Annotated in this window: 19 protein-coding genes; 15 read left to right on the top strand and 4 right to left on the bottom strand. The window is 40.8% G+C overall.

Features of this window, described 5'->3' with window-relative positions; all coding sequences use genetic code 11:
• Positions 1 to 105 precede the first annotated feature (105 nt).
• The 9 genes from apbC to GUY17_RS11950 are packed head-to-tail and all read left to right on the top strand — an operon-like array spanning position 106 to position 7,198.
• The gene (gene apbC, locus GUY17_RS11990; protein WP_101086968.1) at positions 106 to 1,221 is read left to right on the top strand and encodes an iron-sulfur cluster carrier protein ApbC; all 1,116 of its coding nucleotides are present in this window, start codon (positions 106 to 108) and stop codon (positions 1,219 to 1,221) included.
• A 9-nt stretch (positions 1,222 to 1,230) separates the two neighbouring features.
• The gene (udk, locus tag GUY17_RS11985; RefSeq protein WP_101086969.1) at positions 1,231 to 1,869 is read left to right on the top strand and encodes a uridine kinase; all 639 of its coding nucleotides are present in this window, start codon (positions 1,231 to 1,233) and stop codon (positions 1,867 to 1,869) included.
• Positions 1,870 to 1,892: 23 nt separating this feature from the next.
• Positions 1,893 to 2,477 (top strand): dCTP deaminase, encoded by a 585-nt coding sequence (gene dcd / locus GUY17_RS11980; protein WP_101086970.1) that lies wholly within the window; start codon positions 1,893 to 1,895, stop codon positions 2,475 to 2,477.
• Complete coding sequence (pabC, locus tag GUY17_RS11975) at positions 2,477 to 3,310, top strand: aminodeoxychorismate lyase (RefSeq protein ID WP_162023293.1); 834 nt, start codon at positions 2,477 to 2,479, stop codon at positions 3,308 to 3,310. Before dcd ends, pabC begins: the two co-directional genes overlap by 1 nt.
• A complete protein-coding gene (mltG, locus tag GUY17_RS11970; protein WP_162023292.1) occupies positions 3,307 to 4,320 on the top strand; it encodes an endolytic transglycosylase MltG in 1,014 nt (337 codons plus the stop codon). The genes pabC and mltG overlap by 4 nt, the downstream gene beginning before the upstream one ends.
• Entirely contained in the window at positions 4,317 to 4,964 is a 648-nt protein-coding gene (gene tmk / locus GUY17_RS11965; RefSeq protein ID WP_162023291.1) for a dTMP kinase, read from the top strand. The genes mltG and tmk overlap by 4 nt, the downstream gene beginning before the upstream one ends.
• Before the next feature lie 28 nt (positions 4,965 to 4,992).
• Positions 4,993 to 5,976: a DNA polymerase III subunit delta' gene (gene holB / locus GUY17_RS11960; RefSeq protein ID WP_059743857.1), complete on the top strand. Its 984-nt coding sequence runs from the start codon at positions 4,993 to 4,995 to the stop codon at positions 5,974 to 5,976.
• 51 nt (positions 5,977 to 6,027) lie between these two features.
• On the top strand, positions 6,028 to 6,354 hold the full coding sequence (locus GUY17_RS11955; protein WP_059743855.1) for a PilZ domain-containing protein: 327 nt from the start codon (positions 6,028 to 6,030) through the stop codon (positions 6,352 to 6,354).
• A 55-nt stretch (positions 6,355 to 6,409) separates the two neighbouring features.
• A complete protein-coding gene (locus GUY17_RS11950; protein ID WP_162023290.1) occupies positions 6,410 to 7,198 on the top strand; it encodes a TatD family hydrolase in 789 nt (262 codons plus the stop codon).
• 500 nt (positions 7,199 to 7,698) lie between these two features.
• Here the strand turns inward: GUY17_RS11950 and rsmF are convergent, their stop codons facing one another.
• Positions 7,699 to 9,153, bottom strand: a complete 1,455-nt coding sequence (rsmF, locus tag GUY17_RS11945; protein WP_162023289.1) for a 16S rRNA (cytosine(1407)-C(5))-methyltransferase RsmF — start codon at positions 9,151 to 9,153, stop codon at positions 7,699 to 7,701.
• Between the two features lie 124 nt (positions 9,154 to 9,277).
• On the opposite strand from rsmF, the gene GUY17_RS11940 reads away from it, so the two are divergent.
• Positions 9,278 to 10,504, top strand: a complete 1,227-nt coding sequence (locus GUY17_RS11940; protein WP_162023288.1) for a nucleoside recognition domain-containing protein — start codon at positions 9,278 to 9,280, stop codon at positions 10,502 to 10,504.
• A 131-nt stretch (positions 10,505 to 10,635) separates the two neighbouring features.
• Here the strand turns inward: GUY17_RS11940 and GUY17_RS11935 are convergent, their stop codons facing one another.
• From GUY17_RS11935 to GUY17_RS11925, 3 genes are all read right to left on the bottom strand, one after another.
• Positions 10,636 to 13,281, bottom strand: coding sequence for a PqiB family protein (locus GUY17_RS11935; RefSeq protein ID WP_162023287.1), 2,646 nt, complete (start codon positions 13,279 to 13,281; stop codon positions 10,636 to 10,638).
• Positions 13,268 to 13,864: a paraquat-inducible protein A gene (locus GUY17_RS11930; protein ID WP_162024350.1), complete on the bottom strand. Its 597-nt coding sequence runs from the start codon at positions 13,862 to 13,864 to the stop codon at positions 13,268 to 13,270. Before GUY17_RS11930 ends, GUY17_RS11935 begins: the two co-directional genes overlap by 14 nt.
• Before the next feature lie 109 nt (positions 13,865 to 13,973).
• A complete protein-coding gene (locus tag GUY17_RS11925; RefSeq protein ID WP_011637688.1) occupies positions 13,974 to 14,600 on the bottom strand; it encodes a paraquat-inducible protein A in 627 nt (208 codons plus the stop codon).
• A 213-nt stretch (positions 14,601 to 14,813) separates the two neighbouring features.
• Here GUY17_RS11925 and GUY17_RS11920 point away from each other — a divergent pair, with 213 nt between their 5' ends.
• From GUY17_RS11920 to pepN, 5 genes are all read left to right on the top strand, one after another.
• The gene (locus GUY17_RS11920; protein WP_101086979.1) at positions 14,814 to 15,107 is read left to right on the top strand and encodes a YebG family protein; all 294 of its coding nucleotides are present in this window, start codon (positions 14,814 to 14,816) and stop codon (positions 15,105 to 15,107) included.
• Positions 15,108 to 15,156: 49 nt separating this feature from the next.
• Positions 15,157 to 15,615: a GAF domain-containing protein gene (locus GUY17_RS11915; protein WP_101086980.1), complete on the top strand. Its 459-nt coding sequence runs from the start codon at positions 15,157 to 15,159 to the stop codon at positions 15,613 to 15,615.
• Positions 15,616 to 15,892: 277 nt separating this feature from the next.
• Complete coding sequence (gene proQ, locus GUY17_RS11910; protein ID WP_011637685.1) at positions 15,893 to 16,504, top strand: RNA chaperone ProQ; 612 nt, start codon at positions 15,893 to 15,895, stop codon at positions 16,502 to 16,504.
• 21 nt (positions 16,505 to 16,525) lie between these two features.
• Positions 16,526 to 18,577, top strand: a complete 2,052-nt coding sequence (gene prc, locus GUY17_RS11905) for a carboxy terminal-processing peptidase (protein WP_162023286.1) — start codon at positions 16,526 to 16,528, stop codon at positions 18,575 to 18,577.
• Between the two features lie 132 nt (positions 18,578 to 18,709).
• Complete coding sequence (pepN, locus tag GUY17_RS11900; RefSeq protein ID WP_162023285.1) at positions 18,710 to 21,271, top strand: aminopeptidase N; 2,562 nt, start codon at positions 18,710 to 18,712, stop codon at positions 21,269 to 21,271.
• Positions 21,272 to 21,324: the final 53 nt, after the last annotated feature.

Below are 21,324 nucleotides of genomic sequence, written 5' to 3'. Positions count from 1 at the left end.
AGCAGACTTTTTTCACCAAAACATGACTTAAAAAGGCTTATTAGTCGCTATTTTTTTACCAAGTTCTGATACACTTGTGCAAATTTCTGGTTCGGAGTTGCCGTTTTGGTCAATACGCATACAAATTATCAATTAAGTGATGAATTATTGTCACCAGTGTTAGATATTTTAGAAGCATTTGAAGATCCTTATTTGCATAAAGGTTTGGTTAGTGCAGGATGTGTTACCGCATTGTCGATAGAAGGAAAACGCCTACAATTAGGCTTAGTTTATCCTTATCCGTGTATGACACAATACCGTGACACCGTGATGGCAATAACCAATAAATTGGCTGTTCTTGACGCCATTGATGAAGTGGAATGTGAAATTGATTTCCAACCACGGGTTTATTCCGCGCTGCCAGCCATTGCACCTATTCCTAATGTAAAACAAGTTATTGCTGTGGCTTCTGGTAAAGGCGGTGTGGGTAAATCAACCACCGCAGTAAACCTCGCATTAGCGTTAAAAGCTGAAGGCGCCGAAGTGGGTATTTTAGATGCCGACATTTATGGCCCGTCTATTCCATTGATGTTGGGCATTCCTAATTTTCGTCCACAATCGCCAGATGGAAAGCACATGACACCTGCATTGGTGCATGGCATTTCTGCACAATCAATTGGCTTTATGCTAAGTGGTGATGAAGCTGCAGTTTGGCGTGGTCCTATGGCCGCAGGTGCTTTAGCACAGTTACTTAACGAAACGCAGTGGCCTGAATTAGACTATTTAATCGTCGATATGCCACCAGGAACTGGTGATATTCAACTGACATTATCGCAAAAAGTACCGGTTAGCGGTGCGGTGATAGTGACAACGCCGCAAGATATTGCTTTAGCGGATGCCAAGAAAGGCATCACCATGTTCAACAAGGTCAACATTCCAGTACTTGGGATTATCGAGAACATGAGTTTTCATCTTTGTCCTGAATGTGGCCATAAAGAACACCCATTTGGTACTCATGGTGGTAGTCAAATAGCGGAACGTTATAACGTACCATTATTAGGCTCACTGCCATTACACATCAATATTCGTGAATCAATGGACAATGGTACGCCGAGCGTGATGAGCGAACCAGAAAGTGAAGTGTCAGGGATATATCGCGAAATTGCCCGCAAACTAGGGGCAGAATTAGCACTTCAACAAGTACAATCAACCGTAAAAATTAGCATATCAGAAGACGAGTAAGGTTAAGAGATGAATTCTCAGCAGTGTGTCATTATTGGGATTGCCGGTGCGTCGGCTTCAGGTAAAAGTTTAATTGCTAAAACAATTTTTGAAGAATTGTGTCGTGATTTAGGAACAAATCAAATTGGTGTGATCAATGAGGATGCTTATTATCATGATCAAAGCCATTTGACGATGGAAGATCGTGTCAAAACTAATTACGACCATCCAAAAGCGTTAGACCATCAGTTATTAGCGTCTCATTTATCTCAGCTTAAACAAGGTGAGCCAGTTAGCATTCCATGTTACAGCTATACTGAGCATACTCGTATTAGCGACACGTTGACCATGCAGCCTAAAAAAGTGATTATCTTAGAAGGCATTCTATTATTAACCAATCCTAAATTACGTGACTTAATGGATGCCAGTGTGTTTATGGATACGCCATTAGATATTTGCTTTTTACGTCGGTTAACTCGTGATGTTGCTGAACGTGGCAGAACAATGGAATCGGTTATTTCACAATATAAACGAACCGTACGCCCGATGTTTTTACAGTTTATTGAGCCGTCAAAACAATATGCCGATATTATCGTTCCACGGGGCGGTAAAAACCGTATCGCAACTGATATTTTAAAAGCTAGAATTCAGCATTTATTGGCGAAGTAGCCTTATCTAGAAGAGAGTGCAGCATGCGTTTAACTGATATAGAGATTGAGCAATGTTTAGATAATGGCACCATTATTATCGATCCTCGTCCTGGTATTGAAGCCATTTCGGGAGTGAGCGTGGATGTACGTTTAGGCAGCCAATTTCGTGTATTTAAAGACCATACTGCACCTTACATCGATTTAAGTGGCCCTAGTGCAGAAATGCAAATAGCACTTGATCGGATCATGAGCGATAAAATTGAAATTGCTGATGATCAAGCTTTTTTCCTTCATCCTGGCGAATTAGCATTAGCGGTAACCTATGAAAGTGTGACCTTACCTGCAGATGTTGTAGGTTGGTTAGATGGTCGCTCATCACTTGCCCGTTTAGGGTTGATGGTACATGTGACCGCACATCGTATTGATCCCGGTTGGCAAGGTAAAATCGTACTTGAGTTTTTTAACAGTGGCAAATTGCCGTTGGCTCTTCGCCCTGGTATGACGATTGGTGCGCTTAATTTCGAGCGCTTAAGCTCTGCGGTTGCTCGTCCATATAACACGCGTAAAAGCTCGAAGTACAAAGATCAACAAGAGGCTGTGGCAAGCCGGATCAGCCAGGATAAATAATGGCACCAGTTTGGGTTAATCACGTTGAAAACGGACTAATGAGTCCATTTGATCGTGGTGTTGCTTATGGTGATGGTGTGTTCGCAACCATGCGCACAGCATCAGCTGATATGCCCGCAGGGATCCTATTCCTTGACGGGCATATTTCTCGTTTGCAGCAAAGTTGCGAGCGCCTAAGTATTCAGTGGCATCCAAGCGACTTATTAATACAACAATTAATCCTACTCGCCCAACAATACCCACAACATTGTATAAAGCTATTGCTGACGCGTGGAGTCGGTGGCCGTGGTTATCAGGCTCCTTTGAGCGCAGACGTTACAGAAGTTGTGTCAGTGCATCCCATTCCTGAGCATTACCTTGATTGGCAGCAAAGTGGTATCTCGCTAGCATCATCACCCATATGTCTTGGCAGGCAACCACTTCTAGCGGGAATGAAACACCTTAACCGATTGGAACAGGTGCTCATAAAGTCACAACCTCTACCGAGTACTCATCAAGATTGGCTAGTGTTTGACTGTGACGGTAATGTGATAGAGTCATCCATGGCCAATATTTTTGTAGTCAAAAATGGTCATGTGTTTACCCCAGCAATAACCCATGCGGGCGTAAGTGGTGTGATGCGTGAGACATTAATTGATACTCTGCTCTGTCAGGGTTTCTCAGTTATGGCTACACAATTAACACTTGGTGATATTCAGGCCGCGGACAATATATTTATAACGAACAGTTTATTTGGCATTGTTGATGTAACTGCCATTGACGATTTTCAATTTAGCCATTGGACGCAAACACCGCGATTCAGGCACATTTTGAGTGTGAATTTATCATCATGATTAAAACCATAAAAACCTTTTTTTTAGCCAGTCTTATTCCTCTATTTACAGTATTTTGTCTTGGAGGATATTGGCTTGTATCTGGCTTAATCGCTTACCAAAAACAGCCATTACAGTTAACTGAAATTCAAACATTAACGGTTGAACCTGGTACTAGTTTGATTAAGCTTGCGCAACAACTAGAGCAACAATCATTTATTACCGATAGCTGGAAAGTTAAATATCTGGTCAAACTTGAACCTAAGCTTGCCCATATTAAAACCGGTTTGTATCAATTGATCCCAGGCGATACATTAGAAGCGTTATTAAAACGGCTGTACTTAGGCCAACAAGTGGTTTTCAGCATCACCTTAATCGAAGGTAAAACCATTGCCGAGTGGCAGCAAGCACTTACCACGACTGAGCATTTAGCAAAAAATACCGACGACTTTAACCAAGTGCTATTACAAAATGGCGATACCTCTGGTTTGCCTGAGGGTAAGTTCTATCCAGAAACATTCCATTATCATGCAGATGATAACTTACAGACTATTTTAAACCGCAGCTACACCATGATGCAGTTAAGCTTAGCGCAAGCATGGGAAGGGCGCGACCCTGATTTAGCCTTATCATCACCTTACGAATTATTAATTATTGCGTCTATTATTGAAAAAGAAACGGGCAAACCTGAAGAGCGTGATTGGGTGTCTGCAGTGTTTAATAATAGACTTAAAAAAGGTATGCGTCTTCAGACCGACCCCACGGTAATTTATGGCATGGGTGAACGTTATAAAGGTAATATTACTCGTAAAGATTTACGCGAAGCAACGGCATTCAATACCTACAAGATTGATGGTTTACCGCCAACGCCTATCGCTGCACCAAGTCGCGCATCATTATTTGCCGCCGCTAATCCAGCCAAAGTAAATTACTTGTACTTTGTTTCACGCAATGATGGCAGTCATGTGTTTTCATCTACGTTGAAAGCCCATAATAATGCCGTAAACGAATTTCAGAGAAAAAGAAAATGACTCAACAGCAAGGCAAGTTTATTGTCATTGAAGGATTAGAAGGCGCGGGTAAATCAAGCGCGATAGCCCTTGTTAACGATATTATTAAGCAGTATATCGGTCAGGCTCCTGTGTGTACTCGTGAGCCGGGCGGGACTCCTTTGGCAGAAAAAATGCGCGATTTAGTTAAAATTGCCGATGAGACAGATCCATTATGCGATGAAGCAGAATGCTTACTTATTTATGCAGCGCGAACACAATTAATCGCCAATGTTATTAAGCCTGCTTTGTCTGCGGGTCAATGGGTACTTGGCGATAGACACAATCTGTCATCATTAGCTTATCAAGGTGGTGGCCGAGGGTTAATGCCATTAGTGAAAGCGGTCAGTGATGCTTGCTTACGTGGTTTTAAACCCGATCTCACTTTATATTTGGATATTGATCCTACGTTAGGCTTAAGCCGTGCAGCCAGTCGTGGCGAGCTTGATAGAATAGAGCAACAAGCGATTGATTTTTTTGAGCGAGCCAGACGAACCTACTTACAATTAGCGCATGAAGATGACAGCATTGTGGTGATTGATGCCAGTCAATCCATGGAACAAGTGCATAATGATATTGGTATACAATTACAACGCCATTTATCCACTCTTATGAGTGAGCAGTGATTGATATTAAAAAGGATAATGTGCCGACATGAGTGATTATCAGATTGACCAGCTGCCTTGGTTAGCCGATCCACATCAGCGTTTTGTTGACCAGCATTATCGAGGCAAAAGCAGTCATGCGCATTTGTTCAACATCGATAAAGCATTAGGGGGCGATAAGCTTGCTAAGGCCGCAGCGCAAACTGTGCTTTGCCAGCAACTCACTCCGGTTGGTGCTTGTGGCCAGTGTAAAAGTTGTTTGTTATTGGCAGCAGGTAATCATCCTGATTTATATATAATCGAACCAGATGGCAACCAAATTAAAGTCGATCAAATTCGTCAGCTCTGCCAAGCGTTAACCCAAACGGCTCAGCAAGGTGGCGCACGTGTAGCTATAATCGTTAATGCCGAACGCTTAAATTTGGCAGCGGCTAATGCATTATTGAAAACCCTTGAAGAACCTGGCGATGATGTTGTACTCATTTTGCAAACCAATACATCAGCCCAGTTACTAGCGACCATTACCAGTCGTTGTCAAACGCTTAATTTTGTTGAGCCAACTAAAAATGAGATCCATCAGTGGTTGGCGGCGCAGCAGTTGTTACCGCCAGCCAACGCCGATGGCAAAATCCATGATGTTACATGGTGTCTTAGTGTTGTTGGTGGTCCTCTTGCGTTAGCAAATAGTTTAACCAGTCAGCATTATCAACAACTGCTGACATTTCGCCAAGATTGGGCCCAAAGTTTACAAACGGGTCATTTAAGCAACAGTTTATTGAAGGTGTCAGAACAACAAATTGTTGATGCACTTAATGTTTTGTATTTGTACTTGCGCCAATATGTGTTAAAAAGTAATAAGCTAAAAACTGAAAACACAAGTCGTCAGTCATTAAATCCACTGGTTCAATCAAAAGTCATTGAACTTGCTGGGCGTGTGATGACCATGTGTCATAGACTTGAAACAATGCCGAGTGTGAACGCGCCAGCCTTGTGTCAACAATATGTGCTCACATTTAGACAGTTGACCCATTAAAACGTTTTTATATTGATTTTTAACCTGCTTATGGAAAGAAAATAATTATTTATGGTCGATCTTGTTGTTAATTACGATACATTACATAAACTTTATCGTGCTTATATGCCTTTTATTAAGCCTGCAGGTTTATTCGTTGCGACTACAGAAAGTCATTTTTTAGGCCAAGAGCTTACCATTGCTTATCGATTGCCTAATGCCACTCAAACAAATGAATTTAAAGGCACAGTGGTATGGATTAATCCATTAGGTGCATCTGGTGGGCGCCCAGCGGGTATTGGGGTTAAAATTAAAACTGATGTTGAAAGTCATAAACATCATATTGAAAAATTATTATCAAGCGAACTTGCCTCTAGCGATTTGACCTGCACTATGTAGCTAGGTATTCTTGCGCATCTGTTTTATTTGTTAATGTAGTTGCGAAAGAATTCCCATGCTAATTGATTCACATTGCCACCTTGACCGCTTAAAAGCGGCCCCAGACTCAGCCAGTTTACAATTCATTATGGACAATGCCAAAGCTCAAGGCGTTGACTATCTATTGTGCGTCAACGTTCGTCAGCAAGGCTTTGAAGCCATGCGAGATAAAATGTCTGCCTTTAATAATGTGTTTTTGTCTTCTGGCGTACATCCTCTCGATGTACAAGAAGGGTTGAATATTGAAGACATTAAACGTTTTGCAGAAGATCCCAGAGTGGTTGCCATTGGCGAAACAGGCTTAGATTATTTCTATTCAAATGACACAAAAACCTTGCAACAGCAGTGCTTTGAACAACAAATTGCGTTAGCTGTTGAGGTGAATAAACCATTAATTGTACATACTCGCGATGCCCGTGAAGATACCATTAATATGCTAAAAGCAGGTCATGCCGACAAAGTGGGTGGCGTGTTGCATTGCTTTACTGAAAACTGGGAAATGGCCAAAGCCGCCATTGATTTAGGCTTTTATATTTCTGTTTCAGGAATTGTAACGTTTAAAAATGCAGGTGAATTGCGCAGTGTTATTCGCCAAGTACCAAAAGACCGATTACTGGTCGAAACCGATTCACCTTATTTAGCTCCGGTGCCGCATCGTGGCCAAGAAAATCAGCCTGCTTATGTTCGAGATGTTGCCGAATTTGTCGCAGAATTGCGCGGTGAAAAATTCGAAGAGTTAGCTCAATACACCACGGATAACTTTTTTAATTTATTTAAAGATGCCGCTAAGTTAGTTGGCCGCTAAATCAAATCTGCAGCTAGTTCAAGATTGAAGCTAATTCAATCCTGAGACTAACAGCAAATTATCTAATTTGTGGCTTACTTCGCGGCAATAAAGTTCTGATATGCCTGCTGTGCAGGCAAACAAAATAACGTTAGCGCAGTTGCTTAAATAATTGCGCTAACGTTACTCAAATACCACCATGAACCTATGACTTAAGCACATTTTAGAGCGTGTTGGTGGGTGAAATAATAAAAAAAGGCCCAAAACTATCCAATTGTTTTGGGCCTAGGGAAAGGGCTCGATTAAGAGCCTTGCGCTACTGTTGTGGCATCTTAAGATAGCTTAAAATGCCAAATACTGAGTCGAACATGAATTAATTATAGGCACTCAAATTGTGTTGTGCATAAAATTTAATTAATAATGTTGGTTTAGCACTCTGTTTTATCACTGTGTTTTATAGTAATTCATTGATAATTATGTTTTATATTCTTTATTCTTGCTCATCGAAATAGTGTAGCGTGCTATAGGCTCAAGTTAACGTTATCGCGGACCAAATCACGCGGTAAATTGTTTTTCAGTCTATGGCCTAAATGTTTTACAACCCCAAGCACGACTTTATGATAACTCACTAACATTTCGCCTTGTGGCATGATGGCTAACTGCTGCTGTGTCGGTTGATCAAAAGTACTTGTAGCAATATCACGACCCATTAAAAAACCTTGTGCTTGCGCCGCACTTAATTCCATGGTTTTTGCTGGATTATGCGCTGCTGCCGATAAAGCAATAACGGCTTCATGTTTAGCTTTGTAGCCTTTTTTCATCGCATCAGCGAGCTTAATGCCAATACGTTGAAAACGCATCTTGCCTATAAAAGGCATAAATTGGGCTGGAAACAACCAATATTCATCGTCACGCAACATGATCACGTCATCGCTGGGTAACTCGAGACAGAAGTTGTTTTGAAAGTATTGTGTTAATTCCACTTTTTGCTTTTCGTTTACGGGAGTAAAAGGAAAGTTTTTTTGTAATTTAGGCTGTTTTTTTACTCGCTCGACTGAGGCGGTTTTACGAATTTTAGCGACAAAAAATCCTTCGCTGTCGTAAATCTGTGGCCAAACATGTAAAAAACCATCTTCAGTGCATGCTTTATTTGCACCATCAAATAACTCAGCCAGTGACACAAACTCAACCGCATCGGGGTAAGTTTGCTGTAAGTGATAACAGATATGTTGGTTTTCTAACTGGCTTAGAGTACAAGTCGAATAGACTAACACTCCGCCTGGCTTTAACGCTAAAAATGCTGATTCGATAAGATCTTTTTGGGTTTCACCAATCGCAGTAACATCTTCAATATCCCAGTGTTTTAATGCCAAGGGATCTTTACGGACGGTACCTTCGCCGCCACAAGGAGCATCCAATAAAATAGCATCAAACGATTCATATAAATATTCACCAAAGACTCGGCCATCAAAATGGGTTAGGGCGGTGTGGCTGGCCCCCATACGTAACACATTAGCGTGTAATACTTTAACGCGACTGGCAGAATATTCATTAGCGACTAATAAGCCACTGTTATTCATTAAGGCTGCGATTTGAGTGGTTTTAGAACCTGGCGCAGAAGCGACATCTAAGATTATTTCGGCGGCGGTTTCATTGGAAAATAATGCGGTCGGCGGCAGCATTGAGCTGGCTTCTTGGATATAAAATAGCCCTTGAATATGTTCAATGGCATTACCCAGTTGGATATCATCTTTACCCTCAATCCAAAATCCGTCAGCACACCAAGGTACTGGAGACAGTTGCCAGCCGGCTTTAGTCATGATGCTGAAAAATTGTGCAGTACTGATTTTAAGCGTATTCACCCGAATGGATTTACGAAGTGGTTTATCACAATAGGCGATAAACTCTTCTAAAGCCAAGTGAGCGGGTAACTCTTTCTCAATGTGATTGATAAAGTTTATATTTAATTGGGCCATAATAAGAAACGATACATTATTGTTGCAGTAATTGAAGCGATCATATCACGGAATTGTACACCCTGTTTGGCAATGATTACTGTATATTGACGTTAATAAAACCGACTGGCTAATGGAGTGGTGTGTGCTAAATAGAGTGTGGTTATTATTTTTTATCATTGCTGCGTTGTCTATCTCGATTCAATTAGTGAATGGCAATGTCGATGTATTAAGCGAGTCGGTGACGGCATTGTTTGCCAGTGCTAAGTTAGCCGCTGACATCTCGCTTGGCTTAATCGGTGTGTTAGCGTTATGGATGGGCTTGATGCAAGTTGGTGAAAAGGCCGGTGTGGTGGGTTTGTTTGCCCGCATATTTGAACCTTTACTGTCTAAGTTGATGCCTGAGGTTCCTCGTGGACATGTCGCCTATGGCAGCATTAGCATGAATCTTACTGCTAATATGTTGGGACTGGACAATGCAGCAACGCCTTTAGGCTTAAAAGCGATGCATGATCTGCAATCTCTTAACCCTGTAAAATCAGTAGCAACCAACGCCCAAATTTTATTTTTAGTATTAAATACCTCATCAGTAACATTAGTCCCTGTAACAGTCTTTCTTTATCGTGCCCAACAAGGTGCGGCTAATCCTGCTGATATCTTTTTACCCATTTTATTGGCCACAAGTGTTTCCACCGTTGTGGGACTATTGGTTGTCGCGTTAGTGCAGCGTATCTCGTTAATCAATAGTGTTATTTTGGCTTATGCTGCAACCATTATGAGTGTATTCATGGCCGGGATTGCTTATTTGGTGACATTATCCGCCGATGCGATAGGCCAGGTGTCTATGGTGTTAGGTAACGGTATACTGTTGTTGCTGATTTTAAGTTTTATTTTAGTCGCAGGTTATCGCAAAATTGCCGTGTATGACGAGTTTGTTGATGGCGCTAAACAGGGCTTTAGCCAAGCAATTCAGCTAATCCCTTATTTGCTGGCGATGTTATTAGCCATTGGGTTTCTTAGGGCTTCAGGGGCGTTAGATTATGCCTTACAGCTGTTAGCAAGTGGCGTGAGTGCATTAGGCGCCGATACGCGCTTTATTGATGCGATGCCAACCGCGTTCATGAAACCTTTTAGCGGTTCTGGTGCGCGTGCGATGATGTTAGAAACCATGAGTCATCACGGAGTTGATTCTTTTGCGGGCCGACTAGCAGCTATTTTACAAGGCAGTACCGAAACAACATTTTATGTGTTGGCTGTGTACTTTGGTTCAGTGGGGATCCGTAATGGTCGTCATGCACTAGGGTGTGGTTTAGCAGCAGATTTTGCAGGTATTAGTGCCGCCATCGGTGTATGTTATTGGTTTTATGGTTAAAAATCAATTATCGAAATCAATTATCGAAATCAATTATCGAAATCAATTATCGAAATCAATAAGATAAATAAAAAGGCCGATAAATATATCGGCTTTTGTTTTTGTACTAATTGTATTATCTCTAGCTGAGGTTACTTAGTTTGTGTAGGTCGCCATTGTGCCCATTCATCTTGTATATTCTCATGCAATGGGAAACGTTCGGTTGCATTGATACGATTACTATCTGATGTTGTATCTTGGGTCGCAAATGCTATACCACCGGCGAGTATCGTTTCTAATGAGCCTGTTTCTAACTGTGCACCCGAAAATAAACCGACGTCTAATTTAATACCAGAGGCATCCCAAAACTGGCTAGTCTGGTTGATTAAGTGACTATATTCAGCATTTACATGGGCAAACAACGTAATTTCAATTCCTGAGTCATCCAACCTGTATCCATCAATTTGTCCGACTTTAATTCCGCGGAAAAATAGCGGTGTACCGACCTTAATAGAACCTAGTTGATCGTCAACTAATTGGAATGCTAATGCATCTTTAGGTACGGTAGCCTCAAAGCTCGAGTGAGGTTGGGCAACAAAATTATCAATAATTTCTGTGCTGTTACCTGGGATAACACCAATATAAGGACCCGTTAATAGTGTTTCTGGGGCATTAATACCCGCTAAAGAAATTTGTGCATCGACGATAAAAAATTCAGTGTCACTGGCACTAAAATGGTTTACGTAATGGCCATAAATATAAGCTTGTGCATTCTGAGTGTTTAAATCTTGATTTAGTTTAACCTGTGACACTTCACCAATTTTATGCCCTTGATAGCGAATAGCCGCTTTTTCTGACACTTTAGTACTCACAGGCAGAGTGAGGTTGATGACTTTAGCCTGCATGAGTGCGAGTGACTTGTTGTCATATAATCGTAGATTAGGTTGATTATTTTCAGTATCAACTCTGTCGTCTATATGTCCAAGGGTAATACTGCCATTTATTGCACCTTTCAATGGTGCAACATTGATATCGACACCGGCTAAACTGGCATTGATGGCTACAGCGTCATTACGCCAAAAAACCGTAGTCGGCTTAATTAACGGAACAAATTTATTGTCGATATTGATATCGATATTAAATTTATCCGTTTTAGCTAACCAATTGACTTTATTCACTGAGCCTATTTGCATTTTTTTGTAATAAATTGGCGAGCCTTCAGCTAAGTCGGCACCATCAATACTAGTTAAAGTAAAGGGTGTCAGCTGTTGTTGAGCGTAAAGCGTTTGCGCCGATTCAATTGATTCGTGCAGTGTTAAAGTACTATTAGCCGAAAGCAGCATTTCGCTGTTACCCGGAATTAAGCTAATAGCGCCTTCCAACATCGTAGTGAGGTCGCGAGTTTTAACATTAACGCCCTCTAGTGAAGCATTAATGGCTATGGCACTTTCAGGAACAAAGAAGCTTCCCTTAGTCAGCAAACTCTTAAACTCTGGTTGAATTTCAATGTTATATTCAACAGTTGAAAAGTCTTTACTTAAACCAATACTGGTTATCTGCCCAATAGGCAATTGTTTATATCGCACTTGCGCGCCATTACTGACACCTGTGTGAGTCGTGGCAACTACCGTCAATTTAAGTTTGTCTTGACTGAGCAAATCGGGAGCATGTGATGCCAATTCAAATTGCATCGCCTCTTCGGTTATTTGAGTGCCTGGTAAGACATTAATAACACTGCCAGTAACCAGTCTACTGATATTTTTGACACCTTTTAATGATAACTCGGCACCACTTATCCAAAATTGGCTATCGTTGGTAATTAATGCTTTGTAATGATGTTCAACCCGAGCAATAAGCTTCACTCCAGTGTCGGTTAAGGTTACTTTTTCTATTTCACCAATAACGATACCGCGGTAGGTGATGGCGGTGCCTTCATTAACATCTTCACTGCTAGATGCAGTTAAATCAAAATGAACACCTCCAATAGCGGTGAGTTCATCCTCATATAAGTTGTAAACATCACCATTTTGGGCTTTTTCAGTGTAGTTGCCGGTATCAAAGCTGATGCCGCCGGCCAAAATAGACGCGATACTTTCAGTGCTGACTTTTATCCCCGCTAAAGAAGCATCGATTTTCAAGCCCGATACATTCCAAAAATGGGAGTCTTTATTGACTAAATGGGCATATTGTTCTTGAACAAATGCGCTGATAATTATTTGTTTATTTCCGTCGAGGCGATAACTGACAATGCTTCCGACAGGTGCTTGACGGTAAAATACAGGCGAGCCAACATCAATCGAACCCAGTTTAGGGGATTTTAGTTCGATCATCAGTCCTTCACTGCCGGGGAGTATCGCAGGCGCTTCACGTTGTGCTTCAAATACGGTTGCAGAGCGACCATCACCAGGTTGAAGGGCAATATAATTACCAGAAAATAACGTATCGAGCCCTTCAACTCCGGTAATACTTGCTTTAGGTTTTACTAACCAAAAAAGGGTATTTTTATTGAGGAAAGGGTCGGCACGGTAATCCATAATAACTTTAACGTTTACCCCTTTTAGATCATCGTCAATACCAATGTCAGTGACTTTACCTACCGTCAATCCTTGGTATTTGACCAACGTTTTGCCGATATCAATACCCGTAGCACTAGGGAAATGTATTAATATTTCAATGCCGGATTCTTTAATGCTTTTGACCCCTAACCAGGCACCTAATATCAAAGCAACAACCGGTAATAACCATATTGGCGAGAATAACTTTTTCTTCACAATTTTAGGCGATTCAATTTGTGTCATCAGTGTTTTCCAAGCGGTCCCAAAGTAATCGAGTATCTAACACTTTTGCTGCGACTTGTGTTAGTAAGATAACTAACGCAAATGCTGTCGCGGCAGGTGCAGGTTTTGCGTCTAATAATTGCCCCATATTAACTAAGGCAACGGTTAATGAAATAACGAATAAATCGAGCATTGACCAGCGGCCGATCCATTCAATAATGTGAAACCCAACCATTAATTTTCTTTTTGATATTGGTAAGTTAAAACTAATAGCCGTCAAGTAAGTCGCTAAGCCAATAATTTTAAGCCAAGGTACTAAAATACTGGCAGTGAAAACAATGATAGCAATCGGAAACATACCGGTTTTGACTAAATGACTAATGCCACTAAAAATGGTGTCATTGGTGACCACTCCGCGATTAGTTAATAAGGTAATAGGGTAAATATTGGCGACAACAAGTAAAATTGTCGCGGTAACTAATAAAGCCCAACTTTGTTGGATGCTGGCATAATTACGGCTACTTAATTGACTAAAACAACGTCGACAATGACTGTTACTTGTGACGTTAAGTTTGCGACAAACAGGGCATAAACATAAGCCCATTTTCTTGCCCTGAAGATGAGGTAAAACCTCAGTTTTCGGCTCGTTATCGGTATTCGCAGTTTGCTTAGTGCTGTCCACTATATGTTCATTGGATGGTGTAATTGGAGTACTAGGCATCTACATAACTCCACATGTGTTCTAGATTATATTCACGTTGTAAAAATAAGATGATGATAAACAACATTGTAAAACTGAATGTTCCCATACCAAAATACACATCGGAAAAGTCTGATAACTGAAAGGCCGACACGAGAAAACTGATGACATAAATTTCTAACATGGTCATTTGTGATATCAAACCATGATTTTTTAACAATGTAGTGTAGGTTCTTTGCCAAAATGAGTTGTGCAGTTTTAATTTTACAATTACAACTTGAGCCATAATTGACAAAATCAATAACCCAGGCGCGATAACTGCAGCAACCATTACCGCTAGGCCTACAACCCAATATCCTTCGGCCCAAACCGTCACAGCAGCTTGCAGCACCGTAGTGGTTCGTACACTGCCAAGGAAGTGGATTTCGAGTACTGGCAATAAATTAGCAGGAATAAAAATAATTAACGCCGCAACGCATAACGCTAGCATGCCATTAATGGAGCAATAAGGTGAATCATAGAGCGCCGTGTGGCAACGCGGACAAAGCGCACGGGCACTTGAAGGCAAAGCTCGTTTTCTCACTGCCAAATCACATGATTGGCATAAAATTATAGAATCATGATCATCAAATTCATGCATGAAGAATTAATCTAATCCATAGTAAAACACATTATTGGGTAGCGAAGAGTCAAACCTCTCTGCTTGGCCTTATATTGGCAGAAAAATGAGTTAATTGTTAAATAATCTCGATTTTCTTGTGCTTGATAATATCAGAATAATCAGAACACTTGCATCATAAGTTAACTATGTGAGATTCTATGCACTGTATATAAAAACAGTGAGGATTACATCATGGCAGTGATAACCCAATTTGTCGTGGTCAGAGAAGGGGTGGAAAAGATGACATTTATATCGAAGAAAGAGGCTGATGCCTACGATAAGATGCTCGATATTTCCGATAACCTAGTGCCATTTCTTATTAAGGCAGACCTCGGACTTGATGAAAATAAATGCGAACAGCTGGCATTTTATCTAGCAAACAATAAAGATGAGCTTTCTAACTTGCTAAAAGGCATCGTACAGGTTAAAAACGCTCCTACAGCGAAAACTAAAAAGACTACGGCTAAAACTACATCTGCAGAATAGTCGTATTCATCACTCATTCTTCGATTGAGTGTCAGCTTAAGGAATGGACATGAAAACCGAATTTTACCAAACATTAAATCGTCAAGCACAAGCTTTACTTGAAGGCGAAGATGATTTGATTGCTGCTATGGCAAATTTTTCAGCGTTGCTAAATGACAACCTAGAAGACCTAAATTGGGCAGGTTTTTATATTAAGCGTGGTGAACAATTAGTCCTTGGACCATTCCAAGGTAAAGTGGCTTGTACCCGTATCAATATCGGCAAAGGTGTTTGTGGCACTGCCGCAGCAGAAAATAAAACCCAACGAGTTGCCGACGTTCATCAATTTGATGGCCACATTGCATGCGATTCTGCCAGTAATTCAGAAATCGTGATCCCTGTTAGGCAGGGTAATGAGGTTGTGGCAGTGTTAGATATTGACAGCCCATTACTGAATCGATTCGATCAAGATGATCAAATTGGTTTAGAAAACATGGTAAAAAGTTTCGAAACTTGCCTATTTGGTTAAATAGCGAACAAATTAGATTAAATCATGGTCGCATTCGCTGTCGCGGGCTTTATAATATGCCGCTATACGCATTTGTGCTGGATTTACTGATGAGCGATGATTAAGCTGAGAGTAAGTTTGGTTAAATTGTTAAGGTTTGTTTCAATGACTTTAGCAAACTGGCGGATAGTGATATTTTGTACGTTAAGCCTTAACAGTAAGGTTTAACGAAAGATGAACGACTGCAAGGCAAATTGTATGCCGCATAATCAGTCCCTTTATTAACGTGGAAGTAAAAATGGAATCAACAGACAAGTTGACCGACACCAACGCAATTTTAGCGTATTTATATGAAACCTTTCCTTTATGCTTTATTGCAGAAGGTGAAACGAAGCCATTAAAAATTGGTTTGTTTCAAGATTTGGCTGAACGGTTAGCTGATGATTCTAAAGTCAGTAAAACACAATTACGTGTAGCGCTTCGTCGTTACACAAGCAGCTGGCGCTATTTGAAAGGCGTTAAAGCAGGTGCTAAACGTATAGATCTTGACGGTAATGAATGTGCTGAATTAGAACAAGAGCACATTGACCATGCTATTTTGACGCTTAAAGAAAGCCAAGATAAAGCTAAAGCAAAACGTCAAGCGTTAGCGCCTAAAAAGCCGGCAAAGAAAGTGGCACCTAAACGTGCTCCTGCCGTTAAAAAGGAACGTCCTGCACCGGTAGCGGCTCCAGTGATTAAACTTGTGCCGGCTAAGCTAGAAGATTTAAAACAAAAACAACGCGTTAATGTTAAATTAGGTGCCACACCTGTTCCTGGTGTTGTGACTGATATTAATAAAGAGGATGTGCTTGTTCAATTAGATTCTGGCTTATCCATCAAAGTACGTGCTGAGCACATACTATTATAGAAATTTAAGGAGTACTTGTTGATGCGAAAACTTACCTTGGCCGCGTCAATTGCCAGTTTATTTGTCGGCTTTTCGGCATGGGCAATTTCACCAACGATTCAAATCAGCGAGTTACCTAAACTAGCACAAGAGCCACAACATAAAGTGGCTAGCAAGCGAGTAACAACTTTGTTTACTCGCTCGCATTATCATCGTTTTGTACTTGACGATGCATTCTCTGAGCAAATATATACCCGTTTTCTTGAGCAACTTGATTATCGTCGTAATGTGCTGACTGCGGCAGACATTGCGAGCTTTAGTCAATATCAAAACCAGTTTGATAACATGGTTGAATCAGGCGATATTAGCCCTGCATTTACCATGTACGACCTAGTACAGAAACGTCGTTATGAGCGTTTTGCTTATGCGTTGTCTTTGCTTGATAAAGAGTTCGATTTTACTCAAGCTGGCGATGCGTATGAATTTGATCGCAAAGATGCGCAATGGCCAAAAGATGAAGCCGAAGTGAATGAACTTTGGCGTCAGCGCGTTAAATATGACGCGTTAAATCTTAAATTAACCGGTAAAAAGTGGCCTGAAATTGTTGAAGTGCTCGAGAAGCGTTACAACAATGCCATTAAGCGTTTAAGCCAAACACAAAGCGAAGACGTGTTTCAAACAGTCATGAATGCGTTTGCTCGTAGTGTTGAACCTCATACAAGTTATTTATCACCTCGTAATGCAGAACGTTTCCAAATGGAAATGAATTTAAGTCTTGAGGGTATTGGGGCCGTGTTGCAAATGGATGATGACTACACCGTCATCAAAAGTTTAGTGGCCGGAGGGCCTGCTGCCAATAGCGAGAAATTATCACCAGAAGATAAAATTGTTGGTGTTGGTCAAAAAACCGGTGACATTGTTGATGTCATAGGTTGGCGTTTAGATGATGTTGTTGATTTGATCAAAGGGCCAAAAGGAAGTGAAGTCGTATTACAGATTTTACCGAATAAAGGCGGGGCTAATGCTAAACCTTTTGAAGTGGTCATTACCCGAGATAAAATTCGTTTAGAAGACCGTGCCGCGACCTCAAAAGTGGTTGAGCCTAAAGAAGGCCAGTATGCCAATCGTAAAGTCGGGGTGATTCAAATCCCTGGATTTTATATGAATTTGTCACAAGATGTGGCTAAAGAAATCACTAAACTTGAAAAAGACAATGTTGAAGGGATTATTATTGACCTCCGTGGTAATGGCGGTGGAGCATTAACCGAAGCGACATTACTCACAGGCCTGTTTATTGACATGGGCCCAGTTGTTCAAATCCGTGATGCTAATGGTGGCATTAATCAAAATCGTGATAATGATGGCGCCAGTGCATATAATGGCCCATTGGCGGTGATGGTTGATCGTTATAGTGCATCGGCTTCAGAGATTTTTGCTGCGGCTTTACAAGATTATGACCGTGCACTTATCGTCGGTGAGTCTACCTTTGGTAAAGGGACTGTTCAGCAACATAAAAGCTTGGGTCGTATTTATGACATGTATGAAAAGCCAATTGGTCACGTACAATATACTATCGCTAAATTTTACCGTATTAATGGTGGCAGCACTCAATTAAAAGGCGTTACGCCTGATGTCCGTTTTCCAAGTGCTTTAGAGGCTGGCGAATACGGCGAGTCAGAGGAAGAGAATGCTCTGCCATGGGATAAGGTTCCCGTTGCTCAGTACTCTACTTTAGGGAATATCAACCCTATGCTGATCAACAATCTTGATGTTAAACATAAAGAGCGTATCAGCAAAGATGTAGAGTTCAGTTATATATACCAAGACATTACTGAGTTTAAAAAACATCATAAAGACAAAACAATATCACTTGTTGAGAGTGAACGAATTGCTTCTCGTGAAGACGATGATAAGCGTGCTTTAGACCGAGCAAACGCACGTCGAATCCATCAAGGTTTGGCTGCCGTGAAGTCTTTAGACGATATTGAAAAAACAGATGATAGCAAGTTACCTGATCCCTTTTTAGATGAAACGGCTTATATCACCCTCGATATGGCTGACGTAGAAAAAATAGCTAAAACTAACTCAAAGTAATTTTTTATTACTGTTAAAAAACGCGCTTAGGCGCGTTTTTTCTTAATCACAATCACTAAAAACAGTACCAATTCGATAAAGACCACGCCCATTTAATCATATTGGCATTAGTACCGTTCAAGAGGAACATGTATGAACCAAGCGCAAGAAAAACACCTAAAAGATTATACCAAGCCTTCATTCACCATTACCCATGTTGATTTGAACGTTATTCTGGATGGCAAAAACACTAAAGTGACAGCCATCAGTAAGGTGATCCGTAATGGTGAGCATCAGCATGATTTAGTGCTTGATGGCGAACAACTTTCGCTAAGTACAGTGAAACTTAATGGTGTAGCAGCTAACTATCGTCAACACGACAACCAATTAATAATTAGTACGGACCAAAATGAGTTTGAATTAGAAGTGGTCACTTTGCTTGACCCTGAGGCAAATTCGAGTCTTGAAGGGCTTTACATGTCAGACGGTGCTTATTGTACCCAATGTGAAGCAGAAGGATTTCGCCGGATCACCTATTTCTTAGATAGACCCGATGTTCTGGCTATTTATACCGTGCGCGTTGAAGCCGATAAACAGGCATTTCCATTTTTGTTAAGTAACGGCAATTTAATTGATAAAGGGGAGATGCCTCGTTCTGGTCGTCATTTTGTCAAATGGCATGATCCATTCCCTAAACCAAGTTACTTATTTGCCTTAGTCGCTGGAGACTTTGATTTACTTAATGACAGTTTTACGACTCAAACTGGTCGTGAAGTCAAACTGCAAGTTTTTGTTGATAAAGGCAACTTACATAAAGCTGATCACGCTATGGCATCATTGAAGAAATCAATGAAATGGGATGAAACTCGTTTCGGTCTTGAATATGATCTTGATATTTATATGATTGTTGCAGTTGATTTTTTCAATATGGGTGCGATGGAAAATAAAGGCTTGAATGTCTTTAATACCAAATACGTGCTCGCTGATAAAGCCAGTGCAACAGATGAAGATTATCATGGTATTGAGTCGGTTGTAGGCCATGAGTACTTCCATAACTGGACAGGTAACCGAGTCACGTGTCGTGATTGGTTTCAGTTAAGTTTAAAAGAAGGCTTAACGGTATTTCGTGATCAAGAATTTAGTTCCGATGTTGGGTCGCGCGCAGTTAACCGAATTCATGCTATTCGAGTGATGAAAAATCAACAGTTTGCTGAAGATACCGGTCCAATGTCACATCCTATTCGGCCTGAAAGTGTAATTGAAATGAATAATTTCTACACTGTGACGGTATATAATAAAGGCGCTGAAGTTATCCGCATGATGCACACCATTCTAGGCGAAGAAGGCTTTCAAGCTGGAATGAAGTGCTATTTTGAGCGTCATGATGGCCAAGCGGTAACCTGCGATGACTTTGTTAATGCTATGCAAGATGCTAGCGGTAAAGATTTAACCTTATTCCGTCGTTGGTATAGCCAAGCTGGTACACCCGTTGTGACGGTAAAAGACCGTTTTGATGCGGATAAAGGTGAGTACCATTTAACCGTTACTCAACAAGTGATGTCGCAAGGTGTGAAGGGCCAAACCTTGCATATTCCGTTCAGTGTTGAGCTGTTGGATAGTGTAGGGCAATCAATAGTCAATAAAGTGCTAGATGTGACTAAGGCCAACCAAACCTTTGTGTTTGATGGACTAGAAAGCGCACCTATAGCATCTTTACTACAAGATTTTTCAGCACCTGTTAAATTGGTTTACGATTTTAGCATTGATCAACTTGTGCATCTTATGCGCCATGCTTCTAGCGAAGTGGCGCGTTGGGAAGCATCTGTGCAGTTAGTGAGCCAAGCCATTTGGAATAACGTTGCTCAGTTGCAAAAGCAGCAAGTCATGATGGTTGATACTCGTGTTGTTGAAGCATTTAGAGGCGTCATTTTAGATGCGAATATAGACCAAGCTTTAGTGGCTGAAATTTTGTCTATTCCTACTGCTTCTGCATTAATTGAGCAGGTAGATAGTGTTGATTTAGATGCTTTGGCCAAAGCCAGAGAGTTTGTTGTTGAAGAACTTGCATCAGCTTGTGAAGATGAATTATTGGTACGTTATCGAGAGCTGATACTTTTAGATAACGCTGGTGCTCGTGCATTTAAAAACATTGCCTTGTCATTGTTATGTCAAGTGACCGATACTCATGAATCGTTAGTTGAAAAGCAATATTATTCAGCTAAAAATATGACTGATAGCTTAGGGGCTTTGAAAGCGGCAGCTACAGCCAAACTAGCCTGTTTACCTATGTTATTAAGTGACTTTGAGTCTACGTGGGAATCAACGCCATTAGTGATGGATAAATGGCTGACATTACAAGCGTTAGTGAATAGCGATGAAGTGATAGATCAAATTAAAACGCTGACAAAACACAGCAGTTTTAGTTTTTCTAACCCGAACCGAGTACGTTCATTGATTGGGGCTTTTGCCGCCGCAAACACTTATCAATTTCATCGTGCTGATGGCGAAGGCTACCGTTATTTGACTAAAATTTTAGTCAAATTGAATAAGTCGAATCCACAAGTCGCATCGCGAATGATCACACCATTAATTCAGTTTGCCAAATTCGATCAACATCGTCAGCAATTAATGAAACAGTGTTTAGCAGAGTTAAAAGCTTTACCGGATTTATCGAAAGATTTATATGAAAAAGTCACTAAATCATTGGCCGAATAATAGCGTCAACGACTATTCATCTAGTATGAATAGTTAGACTGTTTAGTATGTTA

Source organism: Shewanella sp. Arc9-LZ, from assembly GCF_010092445.1.
In the GTDB taxonomy this organism is placed as follows: Bacteria; Pseudomonadota; Gammaproteobacteria; order Enterobacterales; family Shewanellaceae; genus Shewanella.
Note: the sequence above shows the minus strand (reverse complement) of the source record. Positions and strands in the feature narration are given on the sequence as shown.